Here is a 22,480-nt window from a genome sequence, read left to right as displayed (position 1 = left end):
GCCACCCGTCCCAACGGGCCCGGAAAACGACCTGCCCCCTGTCACCTCGGCGGTGACAGGGGGCAGCTGCGTATCCGGAGCAGGCGGGCCGTCCGGGCCGTGGCGAGAGCGGACCGCCCGCCACGGAGCGGACCGCCCGGACCGCGGGGCGGCCGGTTCAGACCCCGGCGGGGACCGCCGCGTCCTCGGTGGCCGGGCCCGGCACGCCGGCCTCCTCCTCGGTCCACGGCCGCTCCCGCATCGCGAGCGGCACCCGCAGGACGGCGATCCACACCAGGCACGAGCCGAGCATGTGGATGCCGACGATCAGCTCGGGCAGATGCGTGAAGTACTGCACGAAGCCGACGCCGCCCTGGGCCAGCAGCACGATGAGCAGCTCGAGCCCCCGGCGGCGCACCGGGGCGGCGGCGTCCACCGCGCGCAGGGTGAACAGCAGCGCGACCGTCAGGCCAAGCAGCAGGAAGACCAGATCGACATGGAGCTGGGTGACCTGCTCCCAGTTCAGCGGGATGCGGTGCACCCTCTTCGCGTCGCCCGCGTGCGGCCCCGAGCCGGTGACGACCGTGCCGACGACGATCAGCGCCCCTGCCACCCCGACGGTCAGCCAGGACAGGCCGATCACCGGCCGCGGCGCCAGCGGACGGGCCGGCGCGTCGCCCTCGCGCGCCCGCAGCCACATCACCACGGCGACCGTGAGGAGCGCGGAGGCGGCCAGGAAGTGGGAGGCCACGATGTACGGGTTGAGGCCGGTCAGCACGGTGATCCCGCCGACCACGCCGTTCGCCATCACCAGCCAGAACTGCGCCCAGCCCAGCCGGGTCAGGGAGCGCCGGCGGGGCGCCCGGGCCCGCGCCGCGATGATCGCGAAGCCGACGAAGGCGCAGAGCACATAGGTCAGCATCCGGTTGCCGAACTCGATGATGCCGTTGATGCCCATCTCATGGGTGGGCGTCAGGCTGTCCTTGGTGCAGGTCGGCCAGGTCGGGCAGCCCAGTCCGGACTGGGTCAGCCGCACCGCGCCGCCGGTGACGACGATGACGACGGCCAGCACCACCGTGGCCAGCGCGGCCCGCTCCACCAGGCGCGCTGAGGGCTGCCAGCGGCGGGCGATCTGCTCGAGAGGATTCAACGAATTCGGCACGGACTCATCGTAGGCGGGGGCTTGTGCAAGATTTCACGAGGGTCGGTTCCGGAGCCGCGGTACGGGATCCGGGCGCTGCGGGCCCCCGGCGGCGGGCGCGCACCCGCCCGCCGTCACGGCACCGCGTCCGGCGGCAATCGGCACCGCGTCCAAGGGGGGCCAACGGGAGTGCGCCCGGCGGGAAGCGTGAGCGCGGCCGCACCGGCAACCGGCCACCCGCCGCGGCCCGCGGGACCGCCGACGGCCGGGCGGGGCGGGTCCGCTACCGGCGCGGGCTCACTCCCAGCGGAAGAAGCGGGCCGCCGCGCCGAGCCCCAGCACCGCCCAGACCGCGAGAATCCCGAGATCGCCCCAGGGCACCCCGGCGCCGTGCTGGAGCACGTCCCGCAGGCCGTCCGAGAGCGCGGAGATCGGCAGCAGCTGGAGCGCGCTCTGCGCCGCCTCCGGGAACTTGCTCAGCGGCACGATCACCCCGCCCGCGACGAGCAGCAGGATGAAGACGAGGTTCGCCGCCGCCAGGGTCGCCTCGGCCTTCAGCGTGCCCGCCATGAGCAGACCGAGGCCGGAGAAGGCCGCCGTTCCCAGCAGGAGCAGCAGCAGGACGGACACCGGACCGCCGTGCGGCGACCAGCCCAGGGCGAACGCGACCGCGGTCAGCAGCGCGATCTGCAACGCCTCGGTGACCAGCACCGAACCGGTCTTCGCGGTCATCAGCGCCCAGCGCGGCAACGGAGACGCACCGAGCCGCTTCAGCACGCCGTAGCGGCGTTCGAAGCCGGTGGCGATGGCCTGCCCGGTGAAGGCGGTGGACATCACCGCGAGGGCCAGGACGCCCGGGGCCAGGAAGTCGACCCGCTCGCCGGATCCGGTGTCGACGATGTCGACCGCGCTGAACAGGGTGAGCAGCAGCGTCGGGATCACCACGGTCAGCAGCAGCTGCTCGCCGTTGCGCAGCAGCATCCGGGTCTCCAGCGCCGTCTGCGCGGCGATCATCCGGCCGAGCGGCGCGGCGCCGGGCCGCGGGGTGAACGTGCCGGTGGCGGTCATACGTGCAGCTCCCTGCCGGTCGGCTCCAGGCTGTGTCCGCCCGGGGGACAACCCCCGGACCCCCGGCGGGTGCCGGTGCGGCCGTGGTTCATACGCGCAGCTCCTTGCCGGTCAGCTCCAGGAAGACGTCCTCCAGGGTGTGGCGCTCGACCGAGATCCGGTCGGGCATCACGCCGTGCTGGGCGCACCAGGAGGTGACGGTGGCCAGCAGCTGCGGGTCGATCCTGCCGGTGACGCGGTACGTGCCGGGCGTCAGCTCGGCGGCGGCGGTGTCGGCCGGGAGGGCCTTGAGCAGCGCGGCGAGATCCAGCCCGGGCCGGCCGGTGAACCGGAGGGTGTTCTCCGCGCCGCCCCGGCACAGCTCCTCGGGGCTGCCCTGGGCGGCGACCCGGCCGCCGTCGATGATCGCGACGTCGTCCGAGAGCTGCTCGGCCTCGTCCATGAAGTGCGTGGTCAGCACCACCGTGACGCCGTCGGCCCGCAGCTCGCGGACCAGCTCCCAGGTGGCCCGCCGGGCCTGCGGGTCGAGTCCGGCGGTCGGCTCGTCGAGGAAGACGAGCTCGGGCCGGCCGACGACGGCCATGGCGAGGGCGAGGCGCTGCTGCTGGCCGCCGGAGAGCCGCCGGTAGGCGGTGCGGCCGCAGCTGCCCAGCCCCAGGCGTTCGATCAGCGGGTCCACGGCGAGCGGATGGGCGTGCAGCCGGGCGGTGTGGTGCAGCATCTCCTCCGCGCGGGCCCCCGGGTAGACGCCGCCGGACTGGAGCATCACGCCGATGCGGGGCCGCAGCGCCGCGGCGTCCGCGACCGGGTCGAGGCCGAGGACCCGCACGGTGCCCGCGTCGGGGCGGCGGTAGCCCTCGCAGCTCTCGACGGTGGTGGTCTTCCCGGCGCCGTTGGGTCCGAGGACCGCGGTGACGGTGCCGGGCCGGACGGTCAGGTCGAGGCCGTCCACCGCGGTCTTCGTCCCGTACCGCTTCACCAGCCCGCGGACCTCCACGGCGGGAACCTCCCCGGGCGCCTCGGCCGGCGTGGGCCGGGGAATTCGGCTGGGGGAGGGCTCGCTTCGCATGCCGGAGAGTCTACGAACCGCGGCCCGGGGCCCGACTGCCAGGTCCACAAAGACGCCCGTGCTCACGGTCCGTCCACAGAGCCGTCCCCCGCCCTGGTCAGCGGCGCATTAGGTAACCCTAAGTGATCGAGCACACCTGGATGCGGCCGGATCGTGGGTTGTCGCTGCGCCGAGAATTACGCAACAATGGCGTTGTGAAATACGCGAGCGAGGCTGCGAAGGCTGCGGCGGTCCAGGAGACCGCCGGGTCCGTCACGCCTGCTCACGCCGCACCCTTCGAGGACGACGGCCAGCGCAGCACCCGCAACCGGGTGGCCCGGTCGATCCTCGATCACGGTCCGTCCACGGCGGCCGAGCTCGCCCAGCGGCTCCGGCTGACCCAGGCCGCGGTCCGCCGCCACCTCGACTCGCTGGTCGCCGACAATGTCGTCGAGCCCCGCGAGCAGCGGGTCTACGGCTCGCGCGGCCGCGGCCGCCCCGCCAAGGCCTTCGCCCTCACCGACTGCGGGCGGGACGCCTTCGACCAGGCGTACGACGGCCTCGCCGCCGACGCCCTGCGCTGGATCGCGCAGACGGCCGGCGGCGGAGAGCTGGGCGACGCCGCGGTCGCCGCGTTCGCCCGCGCCCGCCTCGCCGCCCAGGCCGTCGCCTACCGCGAGGCCGTTGAGGGCGCCGACCCCGAACACCGGACCGAGGCCCTGGCCAGGGCGTTGACCGCCGACGGGTACGCTGCTACGGCGCGCAGCGCACCGGTCGGCGAGCAGCTCTGCCAGCACCACTGCCCGGTCGCCCATGTCGCCGAGCAGTTCCCGCAGCTGTGCGAGGCGGAGACCGAGGTCTTCTCCCGCCTGCTCGGTACACATGTCCAGCGACTGGCCACGATCGCTCATGGCGACGGGGTGTGCACGACCTTCGTTCCGAAGAACCGCAGCACACCGCGCACCACGAACACGTCCACAGCATCTGCAAGCACGTCCGGGAGGAACCCCGCATGACGCTCCCCACGGAGACTGCCCACCCCGAGCTGGAGGGCCTGGGTAAGTACGAGTACGGCTGGGCCGACTCCGACGTCGCCGGCGCTTCCGCGAAGCGTGGTCTGTCGGAGGAGGTCGTCCGCGACATCTCCGCGAAGAAGTCCGAGCCGGACTGGATGCTGAAGCTGCGCCTCAAGGGCCTCAAGCTGTTCGACAAGAAGCCCATGCCGACCTGGGGCTCCGACCTGTCGGGCATCGACTTCGACAACATCAAGTACTTCGTGCGCTCCACCGAGAAGCAGGCCGCTTCCTGGGAGGACCTGCCCGAGGACATCAAGAACACCTACGACAAGCTGGGCATCCCGGAGGCCGAGAAGCAGCGCCTCGTCGCCGGTGTCGCCGCCCAGTACGAGTCCGAGGTCGTCTACCACCAGATCCGCGAGGACCTGGAGGAGCAGGGCGTCATCTTCCTGGACACCGACACGGCGCTGAAGGAGCACCCGGAGCTCTTCAAGGAGTACTTCGGCACCGTCATCCCGGTCGGTGACAACAAGTTCGCCTCGCTGAACTCGGCGGTGTGGTCCGGCGGCTCCTTCATCTACGTGCCGAAGGGCGTGCACGTGGAGATCCCGCTCCAGGCCTACTTCCGGATCAACACCGAGAACATGGGCCAGTTCGAGCGGACGCTGATCATCGTCGACGAGGACGCCTACGTCCACTACGTCGAGGGCTGCACCGCGCCGATCTACCAGTCGGACTCGCTGCACTCCGCGGTCGTCGAGATCGTCGTGAAGAAGGGCGCCCGCTGCCGCTACACGACCATCCAGAACTGGTCGAACAACGTCTACAACCTGGTCACCAAGCGTGCCGTGGCGTACGAGGGCGCGACCATGGAGTGGGTCGACGGCAACATCGGCTCCAAGGTCACCATGAAGTACCCGGCCGTCTACCTGATGGGCGAGCACGCCAAGGGCGAGACCCTGTCCATCGCCTTCGCGGGCGAGGGCCAGCACCAGGACGCCGGCGCCAAGATGGTGCACATGGCGCCGCACACCTCCTCCAACATCGTCTCGAAGTCGGTGGCCCGGGCCGGCGGCCGGACCTCCTACCGCGGTCTGATCGAGATCGGCGAGGGCGCCGAGGGCTCCAAGTCCAACGTGCTCTGCGACGCCCTGCTCGTCGACACGATCTCGCGCTCGGACACCTACCCGTACGTGGACGTCCGCGAGGACGACGTGTCCATGGGCCACGAGGCGACCGTGTCCAAGGTCAGTGACGACCAGCTCTTCTACCTGATGAGCCGCGGTATGACCGAGGTCGAGGCGATGGCGATGATCGTGCGCGGCTTCGTCGAGCCGATCGCGCGCGAGCTTCCCATGGAGTACGCGCTCGAGCTCAACCGGCTGATCGAGCTGCAGATGGAGGGCGCGGTCGGCTGACGTCCGGCCGTCCGTACCCGGGCCCCGCTGCGCGGGGCCGACCCGTGAAGCGTGAGCGGACCGAAGGACGCGCCGCTCCCGGGGCGAGGAGGACCGTGTGGGACACGGACCGCCGAACCCCGGGATCCGGTGGGACCGACCGGAGGCGAGCGAACCCAATCAGGCAGAGAGAGAGCACGACGACAGCCATGGCTGAGGCTCAGAACATTCCGGCGGGTGCCACCACCACCGGGTCCATCGCGGTGGCCGCGGAGTCCACCGTCGCCACCCGGATGAGTGCACCGCCGTCCTACGACGTGGCGGACTTCCCGGTCCCGCACGGCCGTGAGGAGGAGTGGCGGTTCACTCCCCTCGAGCGGCTCAAGGGCCTGCACGACGGCACCGCCGTGGCGAACGGCGGCGGCGTCAAGGTCGAGGTCAGCGCGCCCGACGGGGTGAGCGTCGAGACCGTCGGCCGGGACGACGCCCGGGTCGGCAAGGCCGGTGTCCCGGTGGACCGGGTCGCGGCTCAGGCGTACTCCTCCTTCGAGAAGGCCTCGGTCGTCTCGGTGCCCAAGGACGCCGTGCTGACCGAGCCGATCCGGATCGCCGTGCACGGCGAGGGCGGCACCGCCTTCGGCCACCAGGTGATCGAGCTCGGCGCCTTCGCCGAGGCGGTCGTCGTGATCGACCACACCGGCGACGCGGTGCTGGCCGCCAACGTCGACTACCTGCTCGGGGACGGTGCCAAGCTCACCGTCGTCTCCGTGCAGGACTGGGACGACACCGCCGTCCACACCGCGCAGCACAACGCGCTCGTGGGCCGGGACGCCTCGTTCAAGTCGATCGTGGTCTCCTTCGGCGGCGACCTGGTCCGCCTCCACCCGCGGGTCAACTACGCGGGCACCGGCGGCGAGGCCGAGCTGCTCGGCCTGTACTTCACCGACGACGGCCAGCACCACGAGCACCGGCTCTTCGTCGACCACAACACCCCGCACTGCCGCAGCAACGCCACCTACAAGGGCGCGCTGCAGGGCCAGGACGCCCACGCGGTGTGGATCGGCGACGTCCTCATCCGGGCCGCCGCCGAGGGCACCGACACCTACGAGCTCAACCGCAACCTGGTGCTCACCGACGGCGCCCGCGTCGACTCGGTCCCCAACCTGGAGATCGAGACCGGTGAGATCGTCGGCGCCGGCCACGCCTCGGCGACCGGCCGTTTCGACGACGAGCAGCTCTTCTACCTGATGGCCCGCGGCATCCCGGCCGACGAGGCCCGCCGGCTGGTCGTCCGCGGCTTCTTCGCCGAGCTGGTCCAGCAGATCGGCCTGCCGGACGTCGAGGAGCGGCTGATCGCCAAGATCGACGCCGAGCTGGAAGCGTCCGTGGCATGAGCGAAACCTTCGTACGCGTCTGCGCGCTGGGTGACCTCGAGGAGGACACGCCCAAGCGGGTGGAGCTCGACGGCACCCCGGTCGCCGTCGTCCGCGCCGAGGGCGAGGTGTTCGCGATCAACGACATCTGCTCGCACGCGAACGTCTCGCTCTCCGAGGGCGAGGTGGAGGACTGCCAGATCGAGTGCTGGCTGCACGGGTCGAGCTTCGACCTGCGCACCGGCAAGCCGTCCGGTCTGCCCGCGACGCGCCCCGTGCCCGTATACCCCGTAAAGATCGAAGGGGACGACGTGCTCGTCTCCGTCACCCAGGAGTCCTGAGACACCCATGGCAACGCTTGAGATCCACGACCTGCACGTCTCCGTCGAGGCCGAGAACGGGCCCCGCGAGATCCTGCGCGGCGTCGACCTGACCGTGAAGCAGGGCGAGACCCACGCCATCATGGGCCCGAACGGCTCCGGCAAGTCCACCCTGGCCTACTCCCTCGCCGGCCACCCGAAGTACACGATCACCGGTGGCACCGTGACCCTGGACGGCGAGGACGTCCTGGAGATGTCCGTCGACGAGCGCGCCCGCGCCGGCGTCTTCCTCGCGATGCAGTACCCCGTCGAGGTGCCCGGCGTCTCCGTCTCCAACTTCCTCCGCACCTCCGCGACCGCGGTCCGGGGCGAGGCCCCCAAGCTGCGCACCTGGGTGAAGGAGGTCAAGGAGGCCATGGAGCGCCTCAACATCGACCCGTCCTTCGCCGAGCGGAACGTGAACGAGGGCTTCTCCGGCGGCGAGAAGAAGCGCCACGAGATCCTCCAGCTCGAGCTGCTCAAGCCGCGGATCGCGATCCTCGACGAGACCGACTCCGGCCTGGACGTCGACGCGCTGCGCATCGTCTCCGAGGGCGTCAACCGGGTCCGCGAGGGCGGCGAGGTCGGCACCATGCTGATCACCCACTACACGCGCATCCTGCGCTACATCAAGCCCGACCGCGTCCACGTCTTCGCGAACGGCCGGATCGCCGAGTCCGGCGGCCCGGAGCTCGCGGACAAGCTGGAGAACGAGGGCTACGAGGCCTATGTGAAGGCCGGCACGACGGGTGAGTGACGCTCCCCGTCAGGAGACTGACACGCCCCGTCCCCGCCGCACCGGCGGGGGCGGGGACACCACCCGGGCGAAGGCTCCGGGGACGAACGGAGGGCAAGGGGCGTGACGACACTGCCGGGCCTCCTCGACACCGAGGCGATCCGCAAGGACTTTCCCATCCTGGACCGTACGGTCCACGACGGGAAGAAGATCGTGTACCTGGACAACGCGGCGACCTCGCAGAAGCCGCGGCAGGTGCTCGATGCCCTGAGCGGGTACTACGAGAGGTACAACGCCAACGTCCACCGCGGCGTGCATGTCCTCGCCGAGGAGGCCACGGCGCTGTACGAGGGCGCGCGCGACAAGGTCGCGGCGTTCATCAACGCGCCCAGCCGCGACGAGGTGATCTTCACCAAGAACGCCTCCGAGTCGCTCAACCTCGTGGCCAACATGCTGGGCTGGGCCGAGGAGCCCTACCGCGTGGACCGCGAGACCGAGATCGTCATCACGGAGATGGAGCACCACTCCAACATCGTGCCGTGGCAGCTGCTGGCGCAGCGCACCGGCGCGAAGCTGAAGTGGTTCGGCCTGACCGACGACGGCCGGCTCGACCTCTCCAACATCGACCAGATCATCACCGAGAAGACGAAGATCGTCTCGTTCGTGCTGGTCAGCAACATCCTGGGCACGCTCAACCCGGTCGAGGCCATCGTGCGCCGGGCGCAGGAGGTCGGCGCCCTGGTGCTGATCGACGCCTCGCAGGCCGCGCCGCACATGACGCTGGACGTGCAGGCGCTCCAGGCGGACTTCGTGGCCTTCACCGGCCACAAGATGTGCGGTCCGACCGGCATCGGCGTGCTGTGGGGCCGGCAGGAGCTCCTCGAGGACCTGCCGCCGTTCCTCGGCGGCGGCGAGATGATCGAGACCGTGTCGATGCACTCGTCGACCTACGCGCCCGCACCCCACAAATTCGAGGCCGGAACGCCCCCGATCGCGCAGGCCGTGGGCCTCGGCGCGGCCGTGGACTATCTGACCTCGATCGGCATGGACAACATCCAGGCCCATGAGCACGCGATCACCGAGTACGCGGTGAAGCGCCTCCAGGAGGTCCCCGACCTGCGGATCATCGGCCCGGCCACGGCCGAGGACCGCGGAGCGGCGATCTCCTTCACGCTCGGGGACATCCACCCCCACGACGTGGGGCAGGTGCTCGACGAGCAGGGCATCGCGGTCCGGGTGGGCCACCACTGCGCACGGCCGGTCTGCCTGCGGTACGGAATTCCCGCGACCACGCGAGCGTCGTTCTATCTGTACTCCACTCCCGCCGAGGTGGACGCCCTGGTCGAGGGGCTGGAGTACGTACGGAACTTTTTCGGTTGACCGGCAGAGCAGTGAGGACTGGCTGACTCGTGAAGCTTGATTCGATGTACCAGGAAGTGATCCTGGACCACTACAAGCACCCGCACGGGCGCGGGCTGCGCGACGGCGACGCCGAAGTGCATCACGTCAACCCGACGTGCGGTGACGAGATCACGCTGCGCGTCCGGCTGAACGGCGGGACCGTCGAGGACGTCTCGTACGAGGGCCAGGGCTGCTCGATCAGCCAGGCCAGTGCCTCGGTGCTGAACGAGCTGCTGGTGGGCAAGGACCTCGCCGAGGCGCAGCGCATTCAGGAAACGTTTCTGGAGCTGATGCAGTCCAAGGGCCGCATCGAGCCGGACGACGCGATGGAGGAGGTGCTGGAGGACGCCGTGGCGTTCGCCGGCGTCTCCAAGTACCCGGCCCGGGTCAAGTGTGCTCTGCTGAGCTGGATGGCCTGGAAGGACGCCACTGCCCAGGCACTGGGCGACGAGGCTGCGAGGAAGACGGCATGACCGAGAACGCCACCGAGAACGCGACCGAGACCCCCGCGACTCCCGAGACCCCCGAGGTCCCCGCGACCCCCGGGACCAGTAAGGCGACCGTCGACGAGGTCACCGAGGCCCTGATGGACGTGGTCGACCCCGAGCTGGGCATCGACGTCGTCAACCTGGGCCTGATCTACGGGGTCCACGTCGACGACGCCAACATCGCCACGATCGACATGACGCTGACGTCCGCGGCGTGTCCGCTGACCGACGTCATCGAGGACCAGGCGAAGTCCGCGACCGAAGGGCTGGTCAACGAGCTCCGGATCAACTGGGTCTGGATGCCGCCGTGGGGCCCGGACAAGATCACCGACGACGGGCGCGAGCAGCTGCGCGCGCTCGGCTTCAACGTCTGAGAGCGTGACCGAACGTCCCGGACCGCGCGTCCGGGACCGCCTGTCGTGCTGACACGGCCATGCCCGCCGGGAAGACTGGCGGGCATGGCCGTTTCGCTGTTCCAGATCGCCGTGGACGCGCATGACGTCCGGGGACTCGCCCGCTTCTGGTGCCGGGTGCTCGACTGGGCGGTGCTGTTCGACCACCCCGAGGAGGTCGTCATCGGCGCCGGACCGGACACCTGGCCCGGCATCGTCTTCCTGCCGGTGCCCGAGGGCAAGACGGTGAAGAACCGGCTGCACCTCGACCTCAGCCCGGACGACCAGGAGGCCGAGGTGGCGCGGCTGCTGGCCCTCGGTGCGCGGCGGGCCGACGTCGGCCAGGGCGAGGACGTGACCTGGGTGGTGCTGGCGGACCCGGAGGGCAACGAGTTCTGCGTGCTGCGCCCCAAGGAGACCCTGCTCGACTGAGACCCGTGCCCGCCGGGGCCGGAGGGCGGTCGTCCGGCGCCCCGGTCCCCTGGTGAGCGCCGGAGGCCCGTGCCTTCCGGGGCCGGCGGGGTGGCAGTCGGCCGGGCGGGTCCGCGGCCCGCGCCGGAGGGCGGCTTCCGGCAGGGGACCACCCGACGGCCCGTTCCCGCCCGCGACCGGTCTCCGGCGGGGTGACGGTGCCGCTGTGCAGGAGGTCTGCGCACTGAGACCGGTTAGCGTCCGGGGGCCCGGGCCGGTTAGCGTTCGACCATGACCGATGCTGCTACCGCTTCCCGTTCCACCGGCGCCGTCGCCGCCGGCCTCGCCACTGTCACCGCCGACGGCACCGTGCTCGACACCTGGTTCCCCGCTCCCGAGCTCGTCGCCGAGCCCGGCCCGGCGGGCACCGAGCGGCTGACCGCCGAGCGCGCCGCCGAGCTGCTCGGTGAGAAGGCGCCGGCCGCGCTGGGCCCGGACCACCGCCGCGGGGTCGAGACCGTGGCCGTCCGCACGGTCATCGCCTCCCTGGACGACAAGCCGCTCGACGCGCACGACGCGTACCTCCGGCTCCACCTGCTCAGCCACCGTCTGGTGCGGCCGCACGGGCAGAGCCTGGACGGCATCTTCGGGCTGCTCGCCAATGTCGCCTGGACGAGCCTCGGCCCGGTGGCCGTCGATCAGCTCGAGACCGTGCGGCTCGCCGCCCGCGCCGAGGGCCTGCACCTCGCGGTGACCAGCGTCGACAAGTTCCCGCGGATGACCGACTACGTCGCGCCGTCCGGGGTGCGCATCGCGGACGCCGACCGGGTCCGGCTCGGCGCCCACCTGGCCTCCGGCACCACGGTCATGCACGAGGGCTTCGTCAACTTCAACGCCGGCACCCTGGGCACCTCCATGGTCGAGGGCCGGATCAGCGCCGGTGTCGTGGTGGGCGACGGCTCCGACATCGGCGGCGGCGCGTCGATCATGGGCACCCTGTCGGGCGGCGGCAAGCAGATCGTCTCGATCGGTGAGCGCTGCCTGCTCGGCGCCGAGGCCGGCATCGGCATCGCCCTCGGTGACGACTGCATCGTGGAGGCCGGCCTCTACGTGACCGCCGGTACCCGGGTCACCCTGCCGGACGGCACCGTGGTCAAGGCGCTGGAGCTCTCCGGCGCCAACAACCTGCTGTTCCGGCGGAACTCCACCACCGGGCGGGTCGAGGTGCTCCAGCGCAGCGGCTCCTGGGGCGGCCTCAACGAGGCGCTGCACAGCCACAACTGATCATCCGCCCCCGCCGGTGCGCGCCGGCCGGCTCCGCGAGGTCAGCTCCGGATCTCGACGGAACCCGGCCTCGGCACCGGGCCGGGGGCCGCGCGGCGCAGTCGCGCGAGGGCGTCCAGCAGCCCGTCGGTCCGCTCCGGACCGGCGGGCTGCAGTGGTCCGCGCACCGGTCCGCCCGGCAGCCCCAGGGCGTTCAGCAGCGCCTTCGCGGTGACGGCGCCGGGGAGGCCGCCGGCCATCATCAGCTCGGTCAGCGGGACCAGCCGCCGGTGCAGGCGCGCGGCCCCGGCGTTGTCGCCGCGGTCGTGGGCGTCGAGCACCGCCCGGATCTCCGGCCCGGCGACGTTCGCCACGGTGCTGATGACCCCGGCCGCGCCGATGGCGTAGAGCGGCAGGTTCATCTCGTCGCAGCCGGAGTGGACGGCGAGCCCGGTGTCGCTGAGGACCTTCGAGATGCCCAGGACGTCGTAGGAGCAGTCCTTCACGCCGACGATGCGCGGATGCCCGGCCAGCCGGATCATGGTCGCCGGTTCGATCCGGGTGGCGGTGCGGCCCGGGATGTCGTAGAGCATCACCGGGAGCTCCACCGCGTCCGCGACGCCGCGGAAGTGCGCCTCGACCGCTTCCTGCGGCGGGCGGCTGTAGTACGGGGTGACCACCAGCAGCCCATGGGCGCCTGCGCGTTGGGCGGCCCGGGCCAGCCCGATGGTGTGCCGGGTGTCGCTGCTCCCCACCCCGGCCGTGATCCGTGCCCGGTCCCCGACGGCCTCGGCCACGGCCTCGACCAGGCGGGTCTTCTCGGCGTCGGTGGTGGTGGGCGACTCGCCCGTGGTGCCGTTCAGCACCAGACCGTCGCAGCCTCCGCGGTCCACCAGATGGGTGGCGAGCCGCTGGGCGCCGTCGAGGTCGAGCGAACCGTCGTCGGTGAACGGGGTGACCATGGCGCACAACGTGCGGCCGAAGGGGCGGACTGCGGACATGGAGGGACCTTCCGGAGAGGAGGGGCGGGACTCTGCCGAGTCTCGCCCCTCCTGTCCGCAATGATCCACTTAAATCTGCTCACTCAACGTGTCAGCAGATCTACGAGGTGCTTCCGGTTCACGGCCGGAAGCGCAGCACCTGCGGGTCGTGGTCGCTCACCTGGTCGGCGAACTCCGCGTTGACGTGCACGATGTCGTAGTCCGGCTTGCGGATGCCCCGGCTCGTCAGCATGTGGTCCAGGACCTGCGAGTTGCCGTTGAAGACGTAGCCGTACCGCTCGGCGCGCGGCAGGCGGGTCACCTGGTCGGTGAGCGCCCGGCCGGCGGTGAGGGCGTCGAGGGCGGGGGAGAAGTCGTAGTCGTTCAGGTCGCCCGCCACGACGACCCGGGCCTTCGCGTCGATGGCGAGCAGCGACTTCAGCCAGGTGTTGACCACCTTCGCCTGCGCCGTCCGCTGGGTCTCGGACGGCCGTGCCGGGGGCTGGAACCGGCTGTCCAGACCCTGGTCGCCGCCCTTGCTGTTGAAGTGGTTGGCGATGACGAAGACCGGCTTGCCGCGGAAGGTGAACCGGGCGGCCAGCGGCTTCCGGCTGTTCTTCCAGGCCTCGTCGGCCGGCTCGATCCGGCCGGGGTTGGCGGACAGCGCCGCGCCGCCGGGGGACTTCACCGGGGTCACCGCGGTGGTGGCGTCGCCGCCGGCCACATCGGTGAACGAGACCCGCTGCGGGTTGTAGAGGAAGGCCACCCGGATGTTGCCGCCCGGCTGGCCGCCGTCCTGGTCGTCGGCCGGGTCGATCTGGCGCCAGGCGTAGGACGGGCCGCCCGCGGCGGCGATCGCCTCGGTGAGCTTCTTCAGGGTGGCGTCGGCGGACACCACCTTGTCGTTGGTGGGGCCGTTGTCGTCCTGGACCTCCTCGAGCGCGATGACGTCGGGGGAGGAGAGGTTCTCCACGACGGCCCCGGCGAGCCGGTCGAACTTCGCCTGCGCGTCCTTCGGGGAGAGGTTCTCCACGTTGTAGGTGGCGACGGAGAGTTCGGACGCCGACTGCTTGCGGGTCCTCTCGCGCTGGAGCTTGTTGTCCTCCAGCGCGCCGAGCGCGGTGGCCTGGACCTCGTAGCCGCCGAACTGGTCGTAGTCCAGCGGGCCGGAGGTGACCCCGGTGAGCCGGTCGCCGACGTTCGCCTGCGGGAACGGCCGCTCCGCGAGCGGGAGCAGCGAGGCGACCTTCACCCGGCCGCCGTTCTGCTGGTCGTAGGAGCCGTAGAGGCTGCCGCCGCGGACCGTGCCGTTCTGCTTCGGCTCGGCCGTCACCCAGAGCTCGTTGTGCTCGCTCGCGGCGCCGACCACCCGGGCGTCCTTGACCTGGGTGAGCATGCCCTCCAGGGACTCGTACCGGTCGAGCGCGTAGCTGCGCGGGGCCAGCGGCAGCGACTCGACGTTGCCGTCCCCGCCGTCGGCCGTCGGGGAGTAACGATTCGGCAGCGAGGCGGCGTTGAGCCGGAAGGTCTCGGGCAGCGGGTTCCCCGAGGAGGCCACGGTCCAGGTGGGCTTGCTGATCTCGGTGACCGACTGGACGCCCGACGCCGCACCGCCGGGGTAGTACTCGGTGACGGTGCCGGACACCCGCACGGAGTCCCCCACCGCCACTTCGGGGGTCTTGGAGCCGGTGTAGACGAACACGCCTTCACTGGTGGCCTGGTCGCGGTCCGGGTCCGGGTCCTGGAGCCAGAAGCCGCGGGCGGAGCCGAAGGAGCGGACGGCGGTCACGGTGCCCGGCACATCGGTCACCGTCTTCCCCGCCAGCGGGGATATCCGGGTGTTGCCCTGGATGTCGTGGATACGCACATCGGCGGCGCTCGCCGACTGCGGCGCTGCCAGCAGACCGGTCGCCATGGCGGCGGCGATCAGCGCGGCGAACGTCGCCGGTCTGCGGATGGGGTGAGCGGACATCAACGTCTCCGGAAAGGGTGAGGGGTGGAGTAGAAAGATGCTCTACGCGCGTCAATGTCCTGTGTTGTCAACGGAGTTGTCAAGGGATCTCCGATGTATTGCTCCTGTCAGGGACATGAACCAGGTGGGATGGGGTGAAATCCGTCTAGGCTTGGGCGGTGCCAGACCCGCGTCCCGAGGAGAATCCCCCGATGTCCGGAGACCGCCCCATCATGCCGCCGGTGCGCCTGCCCTCGGAGGCCGAGCTGGCCCGCGACGCCCTCGCGGCCCCGCTCCTCGCCCGCGCCGTGCGCCTCGCGCGCTGGGCCGGTCCGGGGACACCGGTGGGGGCCGGCGGCGAACTCCTGGACGAGGGGCTGCGGGAGGCGGTCGCGCACCTGGGGCTCACCGAGGACGAGGACGGTGCCGTGCACGCCGCGGAGGCCTGGCGGCTCGCCGTCGACACCGGGCTGGTGGACGTCGAGGAGGACGCGCCGGACGGAGCCGGGGAGGCGGCCGGCGCCGAGGGCGGGGCGGCCGGAACCGCCACCCCCGGGGAGGCCGCGGCGCTCCTCACCTCCGGCAGCCCCCGCGACGTCCTCGACCTCTGGCTGGACGGGCTCGACACCGTCCTCGACGACGCCGCCGCGCCCGACATCGCCGACCTCGTGGAGCACATCGGCGAGGGCGGCGAGCTGGACCTCGACGCCCTGGACTGGGACCCGGAGGAGGAGGCCGACTTCCTGGACAGCGTGCTCGGCAACCTCTACCTGCTCACCGTCCTCGACGACGGCTCGGGGGACCCCGCCGTGCCGCTGCCCGCGCTGGCCGCCTCCGTGATCGTCCCCGAGGACATGGACGAGCCCACGGACGAGGTGCTGGAGGACGTGTCCGAGGCGATGATGCGGCTCGACGACCAGTTCCGGCTGCTCGCCCCCATCGGCCTCGTCGAGTACCGGCCGGTGGACGAGACGCTGATCGCGGAGCTCGGGGCGGAGGGCGGCGCGGCGCCGGACGGCGCGGACGCGGACGACGCGGACGTCTCGCGCTACGGCATGGTCCGGCTCACGCCGCTCGGCGTCTACGGCGTAAGGGCCCGGATGCTGGAGGCCGGAGTGGACGCCCCGGCCGTCGGTGACCTCGCCGACAAGGGGGCCGACGTCCTGCTGGACCGGCTGCCGGGCTACCCGGAGATGGTCGCCCAGGGGGAGCTCGAGGCGTGGCTCGCCCGGCGTGACGGCACGGACGCCACCCGTGAGCTGCTCGCGGCGGCCCGCGGGGACGATCCGCAGGCCCCGCTGCGGCGGCTCGCCTGCCAGCAGGCGCTGCTGATGGTCGGCCCGGAGGCCGCGCCCGCGCTCCGCGAGGTGCTCGACGACCCGCGGCTGGGCGGTCTCGCCCGGGTGGGCCTCGCCGAGCGCGGCATCACCGATGTGCCGCCGCCGCCCCAGGACATGGTCTTCTGGCTGACGATCGACACCATCGCGGCCCAGCTCGACCGGGTGGAGGACACCGCGGAGCTGCGGGAGCTGGTCGAGGGCGTCGTGGGGCAGCACAGCGGGTTCTTCGAGGCCGCCTGGCGGGTGGACCACCCCGCGGCGGCGGAGGTCCTGGAGGCGATGGGCCGGCTGCACCCGGACAAGAAGCTGGCCAAGGAGGCGCGGAAGGCGGCCTTCAAGGCCCGGTCGAAGTCGGGGCGCTGACCGGCTGATCACCTGATTGCCCCGGGTGTCCACAGGGTGTCGCGGGGGCGGGGCGCGCGGGGTCCGTGGGGCGGCCCGGTGTCGCGCCGACGTCCGCGCCCCGGCCGGGGCCGCTCGCCGGTGCCCGGCCGCCGGTGCGGTCCGCCGGCGCCGCCGGCCGGAGCGCTCTCCACCGGGCCATAGTGCGATATCAGCCATTTCATTCTGTTCTGTACGGATGGGGAGTGACAGCGGCAGGAACGCGGAGAGGGGAACGGATCCCCTATCGGTCCGGGGATGTCGTGTCGAGTTCAGCCGGCGTTCGAGAGGGCGCGGCAGCGTGGGAGCGGCAGACCAAGGGGACAGATCCGGCCACTCAGGAGTTCACGATGCCGCTCACCCGCAGAGACTTCGCGAAGCACTCGGCCGCCACCGGGGCGGGGGTCGCCCTCGCCGGCAGTGTCGGCGTACTGGGCACCGCCCCCGGCGCCCTCGGATCCGAGCCCGGGGACACCGGCGAGGCCGACGCCGGACGGAAGGCCGGTTACGGGCCGCTCGTGGCCGACCCGGACGGCATCCTCGCCCTCCCCGCCGGGTTCTCGTACCGGATCATCACCCGCAGCGGGGTGACCCGGCTGGAGTCCGGGGAGTACACCCCCTCCAACCACGACGGCACGGCCGCCTTCGAGGGGCCGCGCGGGGTGACGCTGCTGGTCAACAACCACGAGCTCAAGGGCCCGCGGGCCGACTGGGACCACCCGGTCCCGCTCACCGACGGTCTCGTCTACGACCCGGCCGCCTCGGGTGGCTGCACGGTGGTCGAGGTGCACCGGCACGGACAGGTCGCCGAGTGGGTCGGCATCGCCGGTACCTCCACCAACTGCGCCGGCGGCAGCACCCCGTGGGGCACCTGGCTCACCTGCGAGGAGAGCGAGGACCGGGCCGGCGAGCACGGGATGACCAAGGACCACGGCTACGTCTTCGAGGTCGACCCGCAGGACCGGCGCGCCAACCGCGCACCCCGGCCGGTCAAGGCCCTCGGCCGGTACGCGCACGAGGCCGTGGTCGTCGACCAGCGGCGCGGCCATCTGTACCTGACCGAGGACGCCTCCGGTCCGAACGGCCTGTTCTACCGCTGGGTGCCGCCGCACGGCTTCCGGCACGGCCGCGGCCGGCTGCGGACGCTGGCCGACGACGCCGGGGTGCTCCAGGCGCCGAAGTGCTTCGACTCGGGCGGCCGGTTCGTCGACGACCTGTCCCGGGCCACGCGCACCGGCACGGTCTACGGCGTGGACTGGGTCGACGTGCCCGACCGGGACGCCCGGACGAAGCCGGTGCGCAAGCAGTTCGCCGACGGTGAGGTCACCCGGGCCCGCAAGCTGGAGGGCATGTGGTGGGCGGACGGCGGCGCGTACTTCGTGTCCTCGTACGCCCGGGAGGAGAGCCCGGTCGCGCACGACGGCCAGGTCTGGTTCTACGATCCGCGCCGCCGGACCCTGACCCTCAAGGTGCTGCTGGGCGTGAACCGGAACCCCGGTGAGGACGGGGCGTTCGACGGCCCGGACAACATCACCGTCTCCCCGTACGGCGGCCTGGTCATCGCCGAGGACGGCGAGGGCGTCCAGCACCTCTTCGGAGCCACGGACACCGGGGAGACCTACCCCATCGCGCGCAACGATCTCAACATCGGCACCGCCGCGGAGCCGGAGTTCAGCGAGTTCACGGGCGTGGTGTTTTCCCCGGACGGGCGGACGCTGTTCGCCAACATCCAGGAGCCGGGGATCATGCTGGCGATCACCGGGCCGTGGCGGCGTCAGCGGTGACCACGTAGTAGTCGAGCAGCCCGGTCTCGTACGCCTCCAGGAAGCGGCGGGGCCAGAGGTACTCCAGGGGCGTCTGGGCGAGCCAGCGGTCGTAGGCCGCCCAGACGTCCTCACCGATCGAGCGCGCCGTGACGTTCCGCAGGCCGGCGGCGGCCAGGTCCTCCACGAACAGGCCGATGACGTGCGGATGGTCCAGCCGGTCCGCGTAGCTGGGCAGCAGCCCGGGAAGAGCCCGGGCCGCGTGCCGGCTCGTGGCGAAGAACGTCGCCACCGCGAGCCGGCCGCCGGGGCGCAGCACCCGGGCGGCCTCGTCGGCGAAGCCGGGCATGTCCGGGAAGTGCTGGGCGGACTCCACGGAGTAGAGGCAGTCGACGGAGAGATCGGGCAGCGGCATGCTCTCGGCGGCGCCGCACACATAGCGCAGCCGTGAGGGCAGTTCGGTCAGCAGGGCCGCGTTCGCGTACCGGGCCCGGTCCAGCTGTTCGGGGTGCACGTCCAGACCGCACACCTCGCCGAAGCCGAACTCGCGCAGCGCGAGGGCGGCTCCGAGCCCTATGCCGCAGCCGACGTCGACGGCGTTCAGCCCCACGGTGCGGTCGAACTCGCGCAGCACCACCCGGTAGAGCTCCTGCTCGGTGCGGAGCCGGTCCTCCCCGGTGAGGGGGCGCTCGACCGGGATGTCGCGCCAGTAACCGAAGTTGATGAAGCCACCCGTGAAGGCCGGCACGGTGCTGAGGTCGAACGAGCCGTAGGTCTTGTCGACCTGTTCCGGCAGCGGCTGTCGCTGTGCCATGGGGCTTTCCTCGCTTCGTCGGGGCGTCGGAGAGCCTGCCCACGTGGTCTCACCATGCCACGCGACGAGATGAGTTCACGACCCGGAGCCCGGGCTTCCTACGGATCCCGAACGGCCTGCGAGGGCACCGTGTCCCGTACAGGGGCACGGGGTCGTCCGGGGGCCACGGAGTCGTACGAGGGCCGCGGAGCCGATGGGCCCCCGATCCCTGCGGAGCAGTACGGGACCGGGTGGGCCGGTCGCGGCGGAACGCCCGCCGTGACCGGCCCACCCGGTTCGTGTTCTCCGCGGCGCCCGGCGCCTCCCGGGGGCTACAGTGCCTGCCCGCCCGGCTTGACCATGCCCCGCACCGTGCGGGAGTCGACGTACTCACCCATCGCCGTCATCTCCCATTCGCCGGAGAACTGGCGGATCAGCTTGCACATCATCACGCCCGTCCGCGGCTCCGCACCCGTCAGGTCGAAGCGCACCAGCTCCTCTCCGGTGCCCGCGTCGAGCAGCCGGCAGTACGCCTTGGCGACCTCGGAGAACCGCTGTCCGGAGAAGGAGTTCACGGTGAAGACCAGCCCGGTGACGTTCGCGGGCAGGCCGCCGAGGTGCACGGTGATCGCCTCGTCGTCACCGCCGCCCTCGCCGGTGAGGTTGTCCCCGGAGTGCTGGATGGCGCCGTTCAGGATGGCGAGCTTGCCGAAGTAGCAGGCGTCGACCTTCTTGCGGTCGGGGCCGTAGGCGATGACCGAGGCGTCCAGGTCGATGTCCTTGCCGCGGTAGGCCGGTTCCCAGCCGAGTCCCATCCGGACCGAGCTGAGGAGCGGGGCGCCGCCCTTCACCAGGGAGACGGTCTGGTTCTTCTGGAGGTTCACCCGGCCCTTGTCGAGGTTGATCTTCCCGGTGCCCGCCGCCGGCGGGGCGGACGGAGCCGCGGCGGGAGCGGCCGGTGCGGCGGGTGCCGCCGCGGGCTGCGCCGGAGGCTGGGGGGCGGCTGCGGGAGCGGGGGGCGCGGCCGGCTCCTCGACGCTCACGCCGAAGTCCGTCGCGATGCCCGCCAGCCCGTTCGCATAGCCCTGGCCGACCGCCCGGGCCTTCCACGCTCCGGCCCGGCGGTAGACCTCCATGACCACCAGGGCGGTCTCCGCGCTCAACCGGGGCGGCGTGAACGTGGCCAGCACGCCGCCGTCGTCGGCGCTCCGGAGGGTCGCGGTGGGTTCGGTGCCGGAGAAGGTCGTCCCGGGGGCGTCGAGGCTCGCCGTCACGACGATCTTCTCGATGTCCGCGGGGACGGCGGCGGTGTCCACGGTGACCGAGTCCGGCCCGGCACCGCCGCCCGCCCGGTGGGTCACGCCCGGGCCGTTGGGCTGGTTGTAGAAGACGAAGTCGTCGTCCGAGCGCACCTTTCCGTCCGCGGTGAGGAGCAGGCCCGACACATCGAGACGGACCGGGGCGCTGACGTCCACCACCACGCGGGGGACGGGCAGCGGAATGTTCGAGCCAGGGGTCATTGCGGTCATGTCCGGGGTAACGAGCGAGACGGGTTTACGGTTCCATTACCTTCCGCTTCCTTCCGTCGGCTTCCCCGGGCGTCGGTGGCGGGCCGGCCACCCTCGACAGGATCCGCCGTCCGCCGTCCGCCGTCCGCCGTCCGCCCGTCGTGCTCGGGCATCTCGCGGCGGCACCGGCGCTCCGGAGCCGGACGGGTGGGGCGCCCGGGTCCCTGATCCGGAATCCGGGATTCTTCCGTGGGTCCCTTCGGGAGGAGCGTCCGGTTTCGGGATGGACGGCCGGAATCCCAGGTCCTCCAGCGAGTCGGAAAGTACCCTTCGGTGGTTCCGCGGTGGTCGTGTGCGATGTCTTTTCTCGGCGTTGCGGGGCGGGCCGGACTCCCCTGCCGAACCGCCGGCCACGCTTTCCTCGCCGACCCGTGACTCCCGATCCATCGCCCGGATCGGCCGTGCTGACCTGGGTGAACATCCGCTCGCTTCCCGGGGTGACGGCTGTGGCGGCGGGGAAATCCCTTCTGCCTTAAAGCTTCATTAAGCCTTAAGGCTGCTTTATGGGAGAGGGAGGCCGAGTGGCCCGGAGGGTAATTCTCCGGCAGGTTCGCGCGATTATTTTCCGGACGCCTTGAAACGAAGGGCGACTCCCGCCGTATGAGAACGCGGAACGCCCAGAAAAGGAGTCAGACATGGCACACAAGAGGACCGTCAGCCGCAAGAAGAAGCTCGCTCTGCTGGTCGGCGCCTTCGCCCTCGCCGGCACCGGGGCCGGAGTGATGGCGGCGACCAGTAACGCCAGCACCGGCATGGCGTCCGGTGCGGGTGGTGCGGAGGCGAAGGGTGAGGTCGTCTGCCCGGGTTCGACGGTGACGTTGTCGGGTGAGGGCGGGGCTCCGGGTGCGACGAGTGGTGAGTTCCCGGTGGGGACGAAGCTGAAGGTGACGAATCTGGACAACGACAAGTCGACGACGGTGTCGGTGACGGGGCCGTCGGGGAGTTGTGCGCTGCTGAACAACGCGGCGTTCGAGCAGGTGCGGGAGCCGGGGAAGAACCTGATCCGTAACGCCCGGATCGAGCGCGTGGGCGAAGGCGGCGGAGACGCGGGCCAGTCCGCGGAACAGCCCCCGGCGGACGGCGCGGACGACGGCGGCGCCGCGGACGACGCGGGTGCGGAAGCCGGTGCGGGAGCCGGTGCGGGTGGTGCGGAGGCGAAGGGTGAGGTCGTCTGCCCCGGTTCGACGGTGACGTTGTCGGGTGAGGGCGGGGCTCCGGGTGCGACGAGTGGTGACTTCCCGGTGGGGACGAAGCTGAAGGTGACGAACCTGGACAACGACAAGTCGACGACGGTGTCGGTGACGGGGCCGTCGGGGAGTTGTGCGCTGCTGAACAACGCGGCGTTCGAGGAGGTCCGCGAGCCGGGGAAGAACCTGATCCGCAACGCCCGGATCGAGCGCGTGGGCTGAGCCCCCACCCCCGGAGACCGGAACCCGCCGACCGGACCACCGGAGACCGGCCCCCGAACCACGGGGAGACCGGCCCCCGGTGACCCCACCACTGGTGCATCGGAGGTGCACAGGCGCGCACGTCGTACGTGACAGCCTGTGCACCCCGTGCGCCCGCCCCGGCAGGGGCGCCCCCCAGGGGTGCCCACGCCCCCGCGGCCGCCTCCGCACCGAAGGCCACCGT

20 protein-coding genes are annotated in these 22,480 nt (G+C 71.7%); 13 read left to right on the top strand and 7 right to left on the bottom strand.

Going from position 1 to position 22,480, the window contains the following annotated elements:
• Positions 1-157: 157 nt before the first annotated feature.
• From ACFYYR_RS21550 to ACFYYR_RS21540, 3 genes are all read right to left on the bottom strand, one after another.
• Complete coding sequence (locus ACFYYR_RS21550; protein WP_388855761.1) at positions 158-1,141, bottom strand: heme A synthase; 984 nt, start codon at positions 1,139-1,141, stop codon at positions 158-160.
• 276 nt (positions 1,142-1,417) lie between these two features.
• Positions 1,418-2,188, bottom strand: coding sequence for an ABC transporter permease (locus tag ACFYYR_RS21545; RefSeq protein ID WP_388855758.1), 771 nt, complete (start codon positions 2,186-2,188; stop codon positions 1,418-1,420).
• Positions 2,189-2,276: 88 nt separating this feature from the next.
• Positions 2,277-3,257, bottom strand: a complete 981-nt coding sequence (locus ACFYYR_RS21540; RefSeq protein WP_388855756.1) for an ABC transporter ATP-binding protein — start codon at positions 3,255-3,257, stop codon at positions 2,277-2,279.
• A 194-nt stretch (positions 3,258-3,451) separates the two neighbouring features.
• Between ACFYYR_RS21540 and ACFYYR_RS21535 the strand changes: the two genes are divergently transcribed.
• The 10 genes from ACFYYR_RS21535 to dapD all read left to right on the top strand — a co-directional run bounded on the left by ACFYYR_RS21535 (position 3,452) and on the right by dapD (position 12,093).
• Positions 3,452-4,252: a helix-turn-helix transcriptional regulator gene (locus tag ACFYYR_RS21535; RefSeq protein ID WP_388855753.1), complete on the top strand. Its 801-nt coding sequence runs from the start codon at positions 3,452-3,454 to the stop codon at positions 4,250-4,252.
• Positions 4,249-5,670 (top strand): Fe-S cluster assembly protein SufB, encoded by a 1,422-nt coding sequence (gene sufB / locus ACFYYR_RS21530; protein ID WP_388855750.1) that lies wholly within the window; start codon positions 4,249-4,251, stop codon positions 5,668-5,670. Before ACFYYR_RS21535 ends, sufB begins: the two co-directional genes overlap by 4 nt.
• Positions 5,671-5,858: 188 nt before the next feature.
• Positions 5,859-7,043, top strand: coding sequence for a Fe-S cluster assembly protein SufD (sufD, locus tag ACFYYR_RS21525; RefSeq protein ID WP_388855747.1), 1,185 nt, complete (start codon positions 5,859-5,861; stop codon positions 7,041-7,043).
• Positions 7,040-7,363, top strand: coding sequence for a bifunctional 3-phenylpropionate/cinnamic acid dioxygenase ferredoxin subunit (locus ACFYYR_RS21520; protein ID WP_388855744.1), 324 nt, complete (start codon positions 7,040-7,042; stop codon positions 7,361-7,363). The genes sufD and ACFYYR_RS21520 overlap by 4 nt, the downstream gene beginning before the upstream one ends.
• A 7-nt stretch (positions 7,364-7,370) precedes the next feature.
• A complete protein-coding gene (gene sufC, locus ACFYYR_RS21515; RefSeq protein WP_351507297.1) occupies positions 7,371-8,138 on the top strand; it encodes a Fe-S cluster assembly ATPase SufC in 768 nt (255 codons plus the stop codon).
• A 102-nt stretch (positions 8,139-8,240) separates the two neighbouring features.
• Positions 8,241-9,497 carry a cysteine desulfurase gene (locus ACFYYR_RS21510; protein WP_388855740.1) on the top strand — a complete coding sequence of 419 codons (1,257 nt, stop codon included), beginning with the start codon at positions 8,241-8,243 and terminating at the stop codon, positions 9,495-9,497.
• A 29-nt stretch (positions 9,498-9,526) separates the two neighbouring features.
• Positions 9,527-9,991: a Fe-S cluster assembly sulfur transfer protein SufU gene (gene sufU / locus ACFYYR_RS21505; RefSeq protein ID WP_388855737.1), complete on the top strand. Its 465-nt coding sequence runs from the start codon at positions 9,527-9,529 to the stop codon at positions 9,989-9,991.
• Complete coding sequence (locus ACFYYR_RS21500; protein WP_388855734.1) at positions 9,988-10,380, top strand: metal-sulfur cluster assembly factor; 393 nt, start codon at positions 9,988-9,990, stop codon at positions 10,378-10,380. The genes sufU and ACFYYR_RS21500 overlap by 4 nt, the downstream gene beginning before the upstream one ends.
• Before the next feature lie 84 nt (positions 10,381-10,464).
• The gene (locus ACFYYR_RS21495) at positions 10,465-10,830 is read left to right on the top strand and encodes a VOC family protein (protein ID WP_388855731.1); all 366 of its coding nucleotides are present in this window, start codon (positions 10,465-10,467) and stop codon (positions 10,828-10,830) included.
• A 270-nt stretch (positions 10,831-11,100) separates the two neighbouring features.
• Positions 11,101-12,093, top strand: coding sequence for a 2,3,4,5-tetrahydropyridine-2,6-dicarboxylate N-succinyltransferase (gene dapD / locus ACFYYR_RS21490; protein WP_388855728.1), 993 nt, complete (start codon positions 11,101-11,103; stop codon positions 12,091-12,093).
• A 41-nt stretch (positions 12,094-12,134) separates the two neighbouring features.
• On the opposite strand, the gene dapA is transcribed toward dapD, so the two are convergent.
• Entirely contained in the window at positions 12,135-13,073 is a 939-nt protein-coding gene (dapA, locus tag ACFYYR_RS21485) for a 4-hydroxy-tetrahydrodipicolinate synthase (RefSeq protein ID WP_388855725.1), read from the bottom strand.
• Positions 13,074-13,191: 118 nt separating this feature from the next.
• The gene (locus ACFYYR_RS21480; RefSeq protein ID WP_388855722.1) at positions 13,192-15,024 is read right to left on the bottom strand and encodes an endonuclease/exonuclease/phosphatase family protein; all 1,833 of its coding nucleotides are present in this window, start codon (positions 15,022-15,024) and stop codon (positions 13,192-13,194) included.
• Positions 15,025-15,215: 191 nt separating this feature from the next.
• On the opposite strand from ACFYYR_RS21480, the gene ACFYYR_RS21475 reads away from it, so the two are divergent.
• Positions 15,216-16,706, top strand: coding sequence for a hypothetical protein (locus ACFYYR_RS21475; RefSeq protein ID WP_388855719.1), 1,491 nt, complete (start codon positions 15,216-15,218; stop codon positions 16,704-16,706).
• 368 nt (positions 16,707-17,074) lie between these two features.
• Positions 17,075-18,508: an alkaline phosphatase PhoX gene (locus ACFYYR_RS21470; RefSeq protein WP_388855716.1), complete on the top strand. Its 1,434-nt coding sequence runs from the start codon at positions 17,075-17,077 to the stop codon at positions 18,506-18,508.
• Here the strand turns inward: ACFYYR_RS21470 and ACFYYR_RS21465 are convergent.
• Both ACFYYR_RS21465 and ACFYYR_RS21460 read right to left on the bottom strand, forming a co-directional pair.
• Complete coding sequence (locus tag ACFYYR_RS21465; protein ID WP_388855713.1) at positions 18,480-19,301, bottom strand: class I SAM-dependent methyltransferase; 822 nt, start codon at positions 19,299-19,301, stop codon at positions 18,480-18,482. The genes ACFYYR_RS21470 and ACFYYR_RS21465 overlap by 29 nt on opposite strands.
• A 311-nt stretch (positions 19,302-19,612) precedes the next feature.
• Positions 19,613-20,809 carry a TerD family protein gene (locus tag ACFYYR_RS21460; protein WP_388855710.1) on the bottom strand — a complete coding sequence of 399 codons (1,197 nt, stop codon included), beginning with the start codon at positions 20,807-20,809 and terminating at the stop codon, positions 19,613-19,615.
• 674 nt (positions 20,810-21,483) lie between these two features.
• On the opposite strand from ACFYYR_RS21460, the gene ACFYYR_RS21455 reads away from it, so the two are divergent.
• Positions 21,484-22,257 carry a hypothetical protein gene (locus ACFYYR_RS21455; protein ID WP_388855707.1) on the top strand — a complete coding sequence of 258 codons (774 nt, stop codon included), beginning with the start codon at positions 21,484-21,486 and terminating at the stop codon, positions 22,255-22,257.
• The last annotated feature ends 223 nt before the right edge of the window (positions 22,258-22,480 follow it).

It is taken from the genome of Streptomyces sp. NPDC001922, from assembly GCF_042891165.1.
In the GTDB taxonomy this organism is placed as follows: domain Bacteria; phylum Actinomycetota; class Actinomycetes; order Streptomycetales; family Streptomycetaceae; genus Streptomyces.
This window is presented reverse-complemented; position numbering and strand designations above follow the sequence as displayed.